The sequence below is a fragment of the Aliivibrio finisterrensis genome, assembly GCF_008933155.1.
GTDB classification, from domain to species: Bacteria; Pseudomonadota; Gammaproteobacteria; order Enterobacterales; family Vibrionaceae; genus Aliivibrio; species Aliivibrio finisterrensis.
On record NZ_WBVP01000015.1, the window covers coordinates 54,633 to 67,654 of the forward strand.

Here is a 13,022-nt window from a genome sequence, read left to right on the forward strand (position 1 = left end):
ACAAATGGTTATCTAAGTTTAAAGTAAAAAATCTAGTATAAAAAAGCCAGTTGAACAAATTATTTTTTCTTCGCTCTTGGATGCGCTTGGTCATACGCTTGAGCAAGATGTTGAAAATCTAAATGGGTATAAATTTGCGTAGTAGAAATATTTTCATGCCCAAGTAACTCTTGAACGGCACGTAAATTCCCACTCGATTCCAACATGTGTGTCGCAAATGAGTGGCGTAATTTATGCGGGCTAATATGGCTATTGACCCCTTGTTTCATTCCCCACTCAGCCATTCGCTTTTGCACATTTCGATGCGAAATACGAACACCCAATTTAGAAACAAATAATCCGGTTTCTTCTGGTTTAGCGAGTTGATTTCGAACTTGCAACCAATGCCCTAACCACTCTTTCGCTTGACCCGAAAAAGGAACTTTACGTTCTTTATTCCCTTTACCAATCACTCGCAATTCACCTTGGCGTAATTGAATGTCACGAACATCAATACCTACTAATTCAGCCAAACGCAAACCAGCGCCATACATCAATTCCATCATGGCTCGATCACGAATCGATAATGGATCATCTTCTTTTACTTCAAGCAATTGCCCCATTTCATCAACATCGATATTTTTTGGTAATGGGCGTGACTTACGAGGTGCTGACACCCCTTTCGCAGGGTTAGCGGTTAATACATTACGTAATACCAAAAAATCAAAAAAACTACGTAGTGAAGATAAACGCGTTGATAAGCTACTCGCTTTTAGCCCCTCACGCATGCCTTTACTGGTAATTTGACGCACCCACCCCGCATCAACCTCTTGCCAAGATTCAACGCCTAGCTCAATCAATTGCTCAGCAATCGTGGTGAGTTGGCGTTTATAACTGCGTTGGGTATAAATACTTAAGCCTTTTTCATTACGTAAGAACTCATAGAAGGCATCAAGATGTTTGGCGTATTGAGCAGGTAATACATCACTCATGAGAAGATTTCGACCATTGCGTTAATAAATAATGAAACACACTAACCAGCTGCTCTAAAAACAACGTGTCCATATTTGGTTCAAAGTGACCGCCATCATGGCTAGCAAACGCAATAATCCCTATTGGCGTCGATTGTCCTAATGGAAGAACAGCAAATGAACCAAGTTCGGTACTTGAATGATTAAGCCCACCATAAGCCAGTAGCTTATCACGTTCCGCTTGGCGTAAACGCCCTAAGTAAGCAGAGTGCCCATTCAAAAACTTTTTACTGAAATTATCGAGTGCCATTTTCTCGATATGGTATTTAGGATGAGAATGACCAATGATCTTTATGTGCGCAGTTAAATTAAGAGATAGTGCCTTTTGCTCAATCACTTTCGCTGCTTGAGAAAAATCTTCGCACATCAGTAATTGTTTTTGTACATTCGCAAAATCATGAAATAGACGATCGTTTTTTGCGGCCAATGACATCAGTTGAGTGATTTCTTCTTCTAAATCACCAATGCGATCACGCAATTTATTGACTTGCACTTCAACTAAAGACACCACACCACGCTCAGGCGTATCGACTTTAATTCGTCCAAGTAACTCTGGATACTGCTGAAAAAAATCAGGGTGATCCATTAAAAACTGAGCCACAACATCTTCCGTTATTTGTGTTGGTTGCGGCTCTATTGATGTTACGTTATTCATACTGATAATTGGCCATCATAAACATGGGCTGCAGGGCCGGTCATAAACAATGGGTAACCTGGGCCTTTCCATGAGATCTGCAAATCACCACCGGGCAGAGAGACGTTAACCTCTTCAGCTAATAATTCTTGCATGATACCAATAGCAACCGCGCCACACGCACCACTTCCACACGCTTGAGTTTCGCCAGCACCACGTTCATAAACACGTAACTTAACCTCATTTGGTGAGACAATCTCCATAAAACCAGCATTCACACGCTCAGGGAAGCGATCATGACTTTCAACTAATGGTCCATATTTATCAACGTCATAATTATCAACATCATCCACGACCGTGACACAGTGTGGATTACCCATGCTTACTGCACCACAGAAAAGTGTTTTATCGTCTGCTCGTAATAAATAGGTTTTCTCAGCTTGAGTCGCTTTAAATGGAATTTTATTTGGTTCAAATACTGGTTCACCCATGTTTACCGTTATTTGATCATCATCTTCCACTTTTAAGGTCATCTTGCCTTTTTTGGTACTGACCGAAATACTGATTTTATTGGTTAACCCTTTCATGCGTACAAAACGAGCAAAACAACGCGCACCATTGCCACACTGTTCTACTTCAGTGCCATCCGCGTTAAAAATTCGATAATGGAAATCAGTTTCTGGATCATAAGGGGCTTCAACCACCAAGAGCTGGTCAAAACCGATACCACGGTTACGGTCGGCTAAGCGACGGATCAGATCTGGCGAAAAGAAAATATTTTGAGTTAAGCAATCAACAACCATAAAGTCATTGCCTAGCCCGTGCATTTTAGAAAAATGAAAGTGCATAGTTGTTCTTCTTATTTTTTCTTTTAGGTTGAATAGCAAAAGAGCAAGTCGCCTTAGGTTCCCTGCTCTTTAAATCTAAGTTAATTCGGTAAGATGGATTCTAGCTCCCAGAGTGAGTTTAACTCTTCTCTTTTACGAACAAGATGCACTTGCTCGCCATCCACCATAATTTCTGCTGCTCGCGTACGCGTATTATAGTTTGATGACATCACAAAACCATAGGCTCCAGACGAACGAACCGCAAGTAAGTCATCTGCTTCGAGAACTAAGTCACGATCTTTACCTAAGAAATCACCGGTTTCGCAAATAGGGCCAACTAAATCATAGCTTTGCGCTTCACCTTCACGAGGCGTTACCGGCACAATATCTTGCCACGCTTGATATAATGCAGGACGCATTAAGTCATTCATTGCCGCATCAATGATGGCAAAGTTTTTATGTTCTGTGTGTTTTAGGAACTCAACTTTAGTCACTAAAATACCAGCATTTGCAGCAATGGCACGGCCCGGTTCAAAAATCAGCTCAAGATCTTCACGACCCGCTAAGCGACTTAATAATGCGGTTGCGTACTCTGATGGTTGTGGCGGTAATTCATCACGATAAACCACACCTAAACCACCACCCACATCAAGATGGCGAATATTGACACCTTGCGCTTTTAAATCATCAATTAAGGTAAGTAGACGATCGGTTGCGTCGATAAATGGGGCAATATCAGTCAGCTGAGAACCAATATGGCAATCAATACCTTGGATATCTAGGTTCGATAAAGTTTGTGCAAATTTGTATACTTCAGGTGCGCGATCAAAGGCGATACCAAATTTATTATCACGCAAACCTGTTGAAATATACGGGTGTGTTTTTGCATCCACATCGGGATTAATACGTAATGAAATCGGCGCTATAACCCCCATTTCAGTAGCAACGGCATTTAAGCGCTCAAGCTCTGGCTCTGATTCCACATTAAAACATTTAATATTAAGTTCTAACGCACGACGCATTTCGTCAGCCGTTTTACCTACACCAGAGAAAACGACTTTTGTTGGGTCACCACCGGCTGCCACAACGCGCTCAAGCTCACCTTGAGACACAATATCAAAACCTGAGCCTAGACGGGCAAGTGCATTCAACACACCAATATTTGAGTTTGCTTTAACCGCATAGCACACAAGGTGAGGTTGCTCACCGACAGAGCTATCAAATGCATTCCAATGACGCTCTAATGTCGCGCGAGAATACACATACAATGGCGTGCCATACTGTTCTGCTAATTGTGCAACGGGTAACTCTTCAGCCCAAAGTTGTCCATCATCCTTATAATTGAAATAATCCAATGTCGTCTTCCTTGTCTAGTTCAGTGTTTATTAGCCAGTGATTATTCAAATACACTGACTACAAATAAATTATTCTGCTACTTCTGTTTTTGGTGCTTCATCTGCTGGCATGTACAACGATCCTGTTTGACCACAGCCAGCCAGCGTTAAGGCACTCAATAGCATTAACGCCATCACTCTTTTTTGCATAAGATTTTACCATTAGTGTTAATATCTGGTTATGCTCTCTATAATCGCACCACAGCCAAGAAAAGCAATAGGATAAACAAGATGAATAACACTGAATTTCACGAACTAGTCGATGAAAAACTGCAATTAATCGAAGATATGATCGATGATTCAGGTGCTGATATTGAACCGGTTATTACTGGAAACGTATTAACACTAGAGTTTGAAAACCGCAGCCAAATCGTAATTAACAAACAAGAACCAATGCACGAGATCTGGTTAGCGTCAAAATCTGGCGGCTTCCATTTTGCTTATACTGATGAGAAATGGACATGTTCTAAAACGGGCATGGAATTTATCGAAATGGTAAAAGAAGAGTGTCAAAAGCACGCTGATGAAGAGATTGAGTGGGCTTAAAAGCAGACTTCAGATCGGTCGCAAGCTCCCTTGAAGAGTTCAGAGGAGCTTGAGATTCAGGATTCAGGATTCAGGATTCAGGATTCAGGATTCAGGATTCAGGATTCAGGATTCAGGATTCAGGAGGATTTTATTGCTCTTTCTGAATCCTGCAAGCGAAGCGGCCTGAAACCTTAAGCTCCAATTCCCGCATGACGCAGCATCGCATCCACTTGTGGCTCACGGCCACGGAAGCGTTTGAATAATTCCATAGGCTCTTCACTGCCGCCCATTTCAAGAATATTATTCAAGAAACTTTGGCCTGTTGCTGTATTGAAAATGCCTTCTTCTTCAAAACGAGAGAACGCATCGGCTGATAATACTTCTGCCCATAGGTAGCTGTAATAACCCGCGCCGTAACCACCTGCAAAAATATGACTGAAACTGTGAGAAAAGCGGTTCCACTCAACACTTGGTAATACTGCGACTTTCGCTTTTACTTCAGCCAGTGTTTCTAACACTTTTGCACCTAGATCAGGATCGTAATTTGTGTGCAGCGTGAAATCAAACATACCAAATTCTAACTGACGCAAAATAAACATCGCTGATTGGAAGTTTTTCGCCGCAAGCATTTTATCTAGCATCTCTTTTGGTAGTGGCTCACCCGTCTCATAGTGACCAGAAATAAACGCCAATGCTTCTTCTTCATAACACCAGTTTTCTAAGAACTGGCTTGGCAATTCAACCGCATCCCAAGGCACACCATTGATACCAGACACTGACGCCACATCAATTTGCGTTAGCATGTGGTGAATACCGTGACCAAATTCGTGGAATAAAGTAACCACTTCATCATGAGTAAATAGGGCTGGTTTACCACCAACAGGCTTACTGAAGTTACACGTTAGGTACGCCACTGGCGTTTGCAGTTCGCCATTTTCAGTGATACGACGCACACGACACTCGTCCATCCATGCGCCACCACGTTTGTGCTCACGCGCGTATAAATCTAAGTAAAAACTACCACGTAAGATATTGTTAGAATCAAAGATATCGAAGAAACGCACTGACTCATGCCATACATCAACACCCTCACGCTCAACTACCGTCATACCAAATACACGGCTCAATACTTCAAATAGACCAGAAACGGCTTTTGATTCAGGAAAATAAGGGCGCAATTCTTCATCAGAGATCTGGTATAGCTTTTGTTTTAGTTTTTCAGAGTAATAAGTCACATCCCACAGATCTAACTCATCAATATCAAATTCTTCTTTTACAAAGGCTTTTAACTCTTCAACTTCGCGCTCACCTTGTGGTTTCGCTTTTGCTGCTAAATCATTTAAAAAGCCCAGTACTTGCGTTGGGCTTTCCGCCATTTTGGTTGTTAGTGACTTTTCACTGTAAGAAGCAAAACCTAATAGACGCGAGACTTCATGACGAAGTTGCAGCTCTTCAGAGATTAAATCTGTGTTATCCCACTTACCGGCGTTTGGACCGCGATCCGATGCGCGAGTCACGAACGCTTCGTAAATTTCACGACGCAGTGGTTTATTATCAGCATAAGTCATGATTGGAATGTACGATGGCATTTCTAGTGTCAATAACCAACCGTCTAACTCTTTTGCTTCTGCCGCGGCTTTTGCTGCTGCCATTGCTGATTCTGGTAAGCCTGATAATTCCGCTTCATCGGTAATGTGTTTTGACCAACCCATGGTTGCATCAAGCACGTTATTGCTGAAGTTTGAGCTTAATTCTGACGTACGCTTACTGATATCACCGTAGCGCTTTTGTTGATCGGCAGGTAAACCAATGCCTGATAGCTCAAAATCACGCAACTCATCAACGATTGTTTTTTGTTGAGCTTGAGACAGAGTTGCAAACGACTCGCTCTCTTTAATTGATTTATACGCCTCGTACAGTCCTTTGTTTTGACCAACCCACGTACCGTATTCAGATAACGCAGGTAAACACGCTTCATACGCTTCACGCAGTGCTTCACTGTTTTGTACTGAGTTCAAATGACTTACTGGCGACCAAATACGACTAAGGCGGTCATCGGTTTCAGCCAGAGGAACAATAATGCTGTCCCATGTAGGGGCTGCATCAGACGCTAATACTTCTTCAATTTTTGCGCGACAATCGGCAATGGCTTGCTCTACCGCAGGCTGAATGTGCTCAGGCTTAATTTGAGAAAACAGCGGTAAATCAGTAAAGGTGAGTAACGGGTTAGACATATTCATTCCTTTTCTATTTTTCGTTTTTAGGATCGGCTTATCCCTTAAAGATGGTGCTTAATGGATAAAATTTCAATGGCTGATGCAAGAGTACACACATTGAGCGATAAACTTGGGTATAATCATGTGATTCCAATAGTGAGAGTTCATCCATGCTAAGTTATCGTCACAGTTTTCATGCAGGCAACCATGCCGATGTGGTTAAGCACATTGTTCAAAGTCTTATCCTTAATTCATTAACGCAAAAAGATAAACCATTTGTTTATCACGACACCCACTCAGGGGTTGGTCGTTACGATTTAACGCATGAATGGTCTGAAAAGACAGGCGAATACAAGCAAGGTATCGCTCGCATCTGGGAGCAAACTGATCTTCCTGAAGAGATCACAAGCTACCTAAATGCCATCACTGAATTAAACGACGGTGAAGAACTGCGTTACTACCCAGGTTCACCTCGTGTTGGTCGTGCTCACCTGCGTCGTCAAGACCGCATGGTATTAACCGAGCTTCACCCTGCCGATCACCCTCTGCTTGAGCAAGAGTTTCATCGTGATCGTCAAGTGTCTATTTATAAAGAAGACGGTTTTGCACGACTAAAAGCAAGTCTTCCACCAAAAGAGCGCAGAGGATTAGTCTTAATCGACCCACCTTATGAGCTTGCAAAAGAATATTACGATGTCGTTAACGCTATTGGCCAAAGCCACAAACGTTGGGCAACAGGTATTTACGCGATTTGGTATCCAGTCGTTAACCGTCATGACATCGACGATATGATTAAAGGTCTTAAAAAATTAGACATCCGTAATATTCTACAAATTGAGTTGGGGGTTTCTGCGGATACTAACGAGCGTGGTATGACCGCATCTGGCATGATCGTGATTAACCCACCGTGGAAATTAGAAAGCCAAATGAAAGAAATTTTGCCTTTCTTGAAAGAAGCAATTGCACCAGCAACAGGTCACTTTAAAGTCGAGTGGATTGTTCCAGAGTAAAAAAATAAGGGTTCAGGCCGGTCGCAAGCTCCCTCAAAGGATTCAGGAAAAAGATAGCATTGCTCAGTTTTATCTCCTTCCTGAAACCTGCAAGCGAAGCGACCTGAAACCTCGCAGGCCTTGAAAAAATAAAATTTGGTCGCATTTCATACATAGTATTAAAAAAATTAACACCAATGTAATTAATTAGATAATGATTGGCATTGGTATAACACTTATTGGAGAGAATAATGGCTACGCATTTTGATTATATCTGTATCGGCGGTGGTTCTGGCGGTATCGCATCTGCAAATCGTGCGGCTATGCACGGCGCAAAAGTTGCTCTTATCGAGGCACAAGATCTTGGCGGTACGTGTGTAAACGTAGGTTGTGTTCCTAAAAAAGTAATGTGGCACGGCGCTCAAGTTGCTGAAGCAATTAATTTATACGCTGAAGATTACGGCTTTGATGTTGAACTGAAAAAATTCAACTGGGGCAAAATGATTGAAAGCCGCCAAGCGTACATTGGTCGTATTCATGAATCTTACGATCGCGTTCTTGGTAACAATAAAATCAATGTAATTAAAGGCTTTGCAAAGTTTGTTGATGCAAACACAGTTGAAGTTAATGGCGAACACTACACAGCAGATCATATCCTTATTGCTGTTGGCGGCCGTCCATCAATCCCAAATATTCCAGGTGCTGAGCACGGTATCGATTCAAACGGTTTCTTTGAACTGATGGAGCAACCAAAACGTGTTGCTGTTATTGGCGCAGGTTACATCGCAGTTGAAATCGCGGGTGTTCTTCACTCTCTAGGCACTGAAACTCACCTGTTCTGCCGTAAAGAATCTCCTCTTCGTAGCTTTGATCCAATGATCATCGATACGTTGGTTGAAGTAATGAACACGGAAGGTCCAACACTTCATACTCACTCGGTACCAAAAGAAGTGGTTAAAGAAGCCGATGGTAGCCTAACGCTTCACCTAGAAAATGGGGAAACTCAAAACGTTGATACCCTAATTTGGGCAATTGGTCGCCACCCAGCAACTGATGCTATCAACCTAGAAAAAACAGGCGTAGCTACTAACGATCACGGTTACATCAAAGTGGATGAATACCAAGAGACTAACGTGAAAGGCATCTACTGTGTAGGTGATATCATGGAAGGCGGCATTGAGCTAACGCCTATCGCCGTTAAAGCGGGTCGTTTATTGTCTGAGCGTCTATTCAACGGTCAAACAAACGCAAAAATGGACTATTCATTAGTTCCTACTGTTGTGTTTAGCCACCCACCAATTGGTACGATTGGCTTAACAGAGCAAGAAGCTGACGAGCAATACGGCAAAGACAACGTAAAAGTGTACACATCTGGCTTCACAGCGATGTACACAGCGGTAACTAAGCACCGTCAGCCTTGCAAGATGAAGCTAGTATGTGCGGGCGAAGACGAGAAAGTTGTTGGCCTACACGGTATCGGTTTCACGGTTGATGAAATGATCCAAGGTTTTGCAGTAGCAATGAAGATGGGCGCAACTAAGGCTGATTTCGATGCAGTTGTCGCTATCCACCCAACAGGTTCTGAAGAATTTGTAACGATGAGATAGTCTATTTTTAGACTGTTTTGACTATAAAAAACGCCGCCAATGGTTAATATTGGCGGCGTTTTTGTTTTATTTAATCAGGTTTAATTCAATTAAATATGATGTTTATTTGCCTGACTTTTCTGCAATTTTATCTTCAACCATTGGTGCTAACTTTTCATAAGGTAAATAACCTGGAAGAAGTTGACCATCGATCAACATAGCAGGTGTTCCCCTTGCGCCTAAATCCGTAAATAATTGGCGGTTTTTCGCCACCATATCTTCTACTTCTTTATCCGTTGATACGTACTTTTCAGCATCATTCGCTTTTGCTACCTTCATAACAGAGCGCACATTGTGAATGCCGGGTTTACTCCATAAGGTTTCGTTAATTATATTAAATTTTTCAGGGCTTTCTTTCCATACTCTCATTGCAAAGGTGGCAGAGTTAATCGGGTTTAAGTGCTCTTTAAGTGGTACATAAATATTTATCACTTTAAGATCATCAGGATTCTCTTCGACCAACCTCATTAACACTGGATCTAGTTTTTTACACCAAGGGCAACTTAAATCCGTTAACACCACAATAGTTAACTTAGGATCTTTGGCACCAAAAGACGGAAGGTTCGGGTTGTTGTACATATAATCATGATAATCCGCCAATGTTTTTTGGTAGTTACCTTGTTGAACAATATACATAGCTAAACTTTCATGAAGACTATCAATGATTGCAGGATTACCTTTAAGCATCTCATTGATATCTTGAATTTTCTCCGACTGAGTCATTGCAGAAGCAAGGGGAGAAAATAAGCATGCCATTACCAGTGTTGTGATTAATTTCGTTTTAAATTTCATTTTTTATTGTCCGTATATATTTGTTTAGATAAGCCATAAGCGAGCAAGTAATCCCATCGGAGTTGTTATCCCAGTAGTGATGTTTTTTATCTCGCCTTTATCAATAATGACGATCGTTGGGGTCACTCTAATGCCCCACTCTCTTGAAATATTGCCGCGCGTATCATTAATATTTTTAAAGGTATAATCGTGGGATTTCATATAGCCGGAGACTCTTCTATCCTCTCCAGAGCTCGTACTCACTCCAACAACCTGATAAGAATCACTGAACCAATTAATTGTTGGTGTTACGAATCGACACGCTGCACACCACGTCGCCCAAAAATAGACCACCACAGGTTTTTCTTGGCTCATCGCAATAACATCTATCGACTCTCCTGTAGTGCTAATCCCTGCAACTGCAGGAGTTGCATTAACAGGCATATCCTTGGTTCTCCACATATCAACAGCAAAGCTAAGAATAATGATCATAACCAGGTAAATAAGCGCTTCTTTACCCCAACGTTTCATTTTTTTACTCTTACCCATCACTGTTCCCCCCTGCTTTTTTAATCGCATCCATAACGGCTTTTTCATTCAAAATCACAGGAAGTTCGATGCCGTTTGGCGCTCCTGGGCCATAAACCACATTAAATGGCACCCCAAATCGGCCATGGTCTTGTAGGTAAGAAGTAATCTCTTCATTCGGAACCGTCCAATCTCCCTCCATAGGAACAACATTGGCGCTGTTTAACTCGCTATAAACCGGCTCTTGAAGCATCACACCAATCTTGTTTGCCTTACAGGTCACACACCAATCGGCGGTAACATCAACAAAGACCACTTTTCCTTCATCGACATGTTGCTGAATAGATTCGCTCGATAAAGGAACCCAGTTGGGCTCTGCAGGTAAAAGGTCCGTTGACGTCATGCTGTCTATCACGGTGCCAAAACCAAATGCGATCGCAAACAAAATACTCAACCATCCCGCCGCTTTCTTACTATGCACTTGAACCGTTCGCAGCAAAATTGCACCACCTGCTATCAATGCAATGGCATAAATCCAAAGCTCTGATAAATGATTAGAAAGTAAATTCAGTAACCAAATACTGGTGATAAGCATCATCGCACCAAAAAGAGACTTAACCTTACTCATCCATGGACCAGGTTTTGGTAGCGAAAGAGCAATCGATGGGAAGATCGCAACCAATATCCACGGTAAGGCCATACCAAGCGCTAACGCAGTAAAAATGCCGTACATGGTTGGGATATTTGTCGCTAAAGCAAAGGCAACCGCAGTTCCTAAGAAAGGAGCGGAGCAAGGTGTGGCAAGTAAGGTGGCAAACATACCTTGAATGAAATGACCAAAGTAAGAGTTGTTCCCTTTTGATGCGATCCAAGTGTTGGTGTTTGATGATAATCGGATTTCAAATAAGCTCAGCATATTGGCACCAAACAACACGGTAATGAGTGTCATTGCCCCAATAAACCACGCACTTTGAAATTGAATCCCCCATCCAATTGCATTACCCGATAACTTGAGCACCACTAAGAAAGAAGCAAGAAGCCAAAACGAAAAAACAATCCCACTTGCAGAGGCTAAAAACTGCAATTTAATCTGTTTTTTCTCAAGGCCTTGGGCTGAGATAACACTACTTAATTTCATACCCAGTACAGGGAAAACACATGGCATGATATTTAAAATAAAACCACCAAATAAAGCAAACAGGACCATTTGTACAATAGACTGCATACTGCTTGCGATCATTCCATCGCGAATACTTGCGGGTTGCTCAGCAATAAACGCCTTATCTTTTAAGGTAACACTGATATTTTCACCGGTTAGATTAGGAGTTCCCATCCAACTGCTGACATCGAATGTTGCGGTGATATCATCACCATCCACATCAATCATTGGGCGAGAAAAGTTATCGTCCTGCATCTCATCGGAAGGACCATCAACCAATACATCGGGCGCTATCCACCCCATTTTTTTGGTTGCTGTCACCTGAAGCTGCATTTTTGTGGCATCCCACACCGCTTTCACATCACTGATCAATGCCGATTCCTTTGGAACCTGACTTAACCCTTGGGCATAAACGTGCATCGCTTCTTTGGACAGCGTTAGATCGGTAGGAGTGAACGTAAGTTCAAATGGATAGTCAGTCAGTACGCAGATAGTGGTACAAGATGACAAGGTGAGATCAGCCTTAAAGGTAACAGGCTTATTGAGATCATCAATATGAAGTGTCATAGGGAAAATAACACTTCCCTTATAGCCTAGGGTTTCAATCCCAAGTAAATCGAAGCGTTTCGGATATGGCCAATACCAATCGATACTGCGAATGTTTTGAGAATCCTCCCACGTCATACTCGGGGCAATTCCCCCTTCTCCAGGGCTTCTCCAATAGGTTTTCCAATCACCGGCAAGACGAACTTCTAAAAATCCGGCAACGGTTTGATCAACTTTATTGATTTGTCCAGTAAGAACAAAACGTGTTTCTATTGGGGTGTGGTTGGGGTTTTTAATCCATCCAGTATTTGGCGTTTCTGCATGGGCAACAGATATAAATACGCTGCACAATACCGCGAATAGCCCAAATAAGACTATACGCGCTGTCATTGCTGATTTTTGCATGTGTGTTTCCTTTAAAAATAAATATACGTCGAATGTCGATAACACATTCGATTATTTATTCTCTAAAGACACATAACTTGAGATGAAGCCGCCTTCCTTTGTGAAGGATTGGCTCTGTAAATAAGGAGGTATAACTAAAGGATAGCAACAGCCCTATCACTAGAAGGACTGTAAATATTTGTACAATAAGTACATGCTCGCCAACTTGATGTGGTTCAAAATGAACTAAATGATCTGATAATTCGCATTTATCACTTAATCCGTTTGTATCTTGCTCTACTTTTGATCCCTGCTGAACAGAAGCAGACGCCGAATCAGTTAACGGCAAAGAACATGAATTCAAGAAACCAATATTATTTGCCGCACAGA

The 13,022-nt window shown here is 42.0% G+C and carries 12 protein-coding genes; 3 read left to right on the forward strand and 9 right to left on the reverse strand.

All coding sequences use genetic code 11. The annotated features are described in order from the left end of the window. Positions 1–59: 59 nt before the first annotated feature. The 5 genes from xerC to lptM form a co-directional block, all read right to left on the reverse strand. A complete protein-coding gene (gene xerC / locus F8B77_RS13110; protein ID WP_151655681.1) occupies positions 60–971 on the reverse strand; it encodes a tyrosine recombinase XerC in 912 nt (303 codons plus the stop codon). Continuing rightward, positions 964–1,665, reverse strand: a complete 702-nt coding sequence (locus tag F8B77_RS13115; RefSeq protein WP_151655684.1) for a DUF484 family protein — start codon at positions 1,663–1,665, stop codon at positions 964–966. Before F8B77_RS13115 ends, xerC begins: the two co-directional genes overlap by 8 nt. After that, on the reverse strand, positions 1,662–2,492 hold the full coding sequence (gene dapF / locus F8B77_RS13120) for a diaminopimelate epimerase (protein WP_151655686.1): 831 nt from the start codon (positions 2,490–2,492) through the stop codon (positions 1,662–1,664). The genes F8B77_RS13115 and dapF overlap by 4 nt, the downstream gene beginning before the upstream one ends. An 80-nt stretch (positions 2,493–2,572) precedes the next feature. After that, a complete protein-coding gene (gene lysA, locus F8B77_RS13125) occupies positions 2,573–3,826 on the reverse strand; it encodes a diaminopimelate decarboxylase (protein ID WP_130087943.1) in 1,254 nt (417 codons plus the stop codon). Between the two features lie 69 nt (positions 3,827–3,895). Further along, positions 3,896–4,015, reverse strand: a complete 120-nt coding sequence (lptM, locus tag F8B77_RS13130; RefSeq protein ID WP_130087944.1) for an LPS translocon maturation chaperone LptM — start codon at positions 4,013–4,015, stop codon at positions 3,896–3,898. Positions 4,016–4,096: 81 nt separating this feature from the next. On the opposite strand from lptM, the gene cyaY reads away from it, so the two are divergent. Continuing rightward, on the forward strand, positions 4,097–4,411 hold the full coding sequence (cyaY, locus tag F8B77_RS13135; protein ID WP_130045665.1) for an iron donor protein CyaY: 315 nt from the start codon (positions 4,097–4,099) through the stop codon (positions 4,409–4,411). 173 nt (positions 4,412–4,584) lie between these two features. Here the strand turns inward: cyaY and prlC are convergent, their stop codons facing one another. Further along, entirely contained in the window at positions 4,585–6,627 is a 2,043-nt protein-coding gene (gene prlC, locus F8B77_RS13140) for an oligopeptidase A (protein WP_151655688.1), read from the reverse strand. A 152-nt stretch (positions 6,628–6,779) separates the two neighbouring features. Between prlC and F8B77_RS13145 the strand changes: the two genes are divergently transcribed. Further along, positions 6,780–7,619, forward strand: coding sequence for a 23S rRNA (adenine(2030)-N(6))-methyltransferase RlmJ (locus F8B77_RS13145; RefSeq protein ID WP_130048582.1), 840 nt, complete (start codon positions 6,780–6,782; stop codon positions 7,617–7,619). A 230-nt stretch (positions 7,620–7,849) separates the two neighbouring features. Further along, entirely contained in the window at positions 7,850–9,205 is a 1,356-nt protein-coding gene (gorA, locus tag F8B77_RS13150; RefSeq protein WP_151655690.1) for a glutathione-disulfide reductase, read from the forward strand. A 102-nt stretch (positions 9,206–9,307) separates the two neighbouring features. On the opposite strand, the gene F8B77_RS13155 is transcribed toward gorA, so the two are convergent. Genes F8B77_RS13155 through F8B77_RS13165 form a run of 3 tightly spaced genes read right to left on the reverse strand, consistent with a single transcriptional unit; the run spans position 9,308 to position 12,653 of the window. Next, entirely contained in the window at positions 9,308–10,036 is a 729-nt protein-coding gene (locus F8B77_RS13155) for a DsbA family protein (protein WP_151655692.1), read from the reverse strand. A 24-nt stretch (positions 10,037–10,060) separates the two neighbouring features. Continuing rightward, a complete protein-coding gene (locus F8B77_RS13160) occupies positions 10,061–10,564 on the reverse strand; it encodes a protein disulfide oxidoreductase (RefSeq protein ID WP_167512820.1) in 504 nt (167 codons plus the stop codon). Next, a complete protein-coding gene (locus tag F8B77_RS13165) occupies positions 10,557–12,653 on the reverse strand; it encodes a protein-disulfide reductase DsbD family protein (RefSeq protein ID WP_151655694.1) in 2,097 nt (698 codons plus the stop codon). The genes F8B77_RS13160 and F8B77_RS13165 overlap by 8 nt, the downstream gene beginning before the upstream one ends. Between the last annotated feature and the right edge of the window lie 369 nt (positions 12,654–13,022).

Bases quoted from the DNA above. Each gene is read 5' to 3' on its own strand.
- gorA (WP_151655690.1), top strand. From the start codon at position 7,850: ATGGCTACGCATTTTGATTATATCTGTATCGGCGGTGGTTCTGGCGGT.
- F8B77_RS13155 (WP_151655692.1), bottom strand. From the start codon at position 10,036: ATGAAATTTAAAACGAAATTAATCACAACACTGGTAATGGCATGCTTA.
- dapF (WP_151655686.1), bottom strand. From the start codon at position 2,492: ATGCACTTTCATTTTTCTAAAATGCACGGGCTAGGCAATGACTTTATG.
- xerC (WP_151655681.1), bottom strand. From the start codon at position 971: ATGAGTGATGTATTACCTGCTCAATACGCCAAACATCTTGATGCCTTC.
- cyaY (WP_130045665.1), top strand. From the start codon at position 4,097: ATGAATAACACTGAATTTCACGAACTAGTCGATGAAAAACTGCAATTA.
- lptM (WP_130087944.1), bottom strand. From the start codon at position 4,015: ATGCAAAAAAGAGTGATGGCGTTAATGCTATTGAGTGCCTTAACGCTG.
- F8B77_RS13160 (WP_167512820.1), bottom strand. From the start codon at position 10,564: ATGGGTAAGAGTAAAAAAATGAAACGTTGGGGTAAAGAAGCGCTTATT.
- prlC (WP_151655688.1), bottom strand. From the start codon at position 6,627: ATGTCTAACCCGTTACTCACCTTTACTGATTTACCGCTGTTTTCTCAA.
- F8B77_RS13145 (WP_130048582.1), top strand. From the start codon at position 6,780: ATGCTAAGTTATCGTCACAGTTTTCATGCAGGCAACCATGCCGATGTG.
- F8B77_RS13115 (WP_151655684.1), bottom strand. From the start codon at position 1,665: ATGAATAACGTAACATCAATAGAGCCGCAACCAACACAAATAACGGAA.
- F8B77_RS13165 (WP_151655694.1), bottom strand. From the start codon at position 12,653: ATGCAAAAATCAGCAATGACAGCGCGTATAGTCTTATTTGGGCTATTC.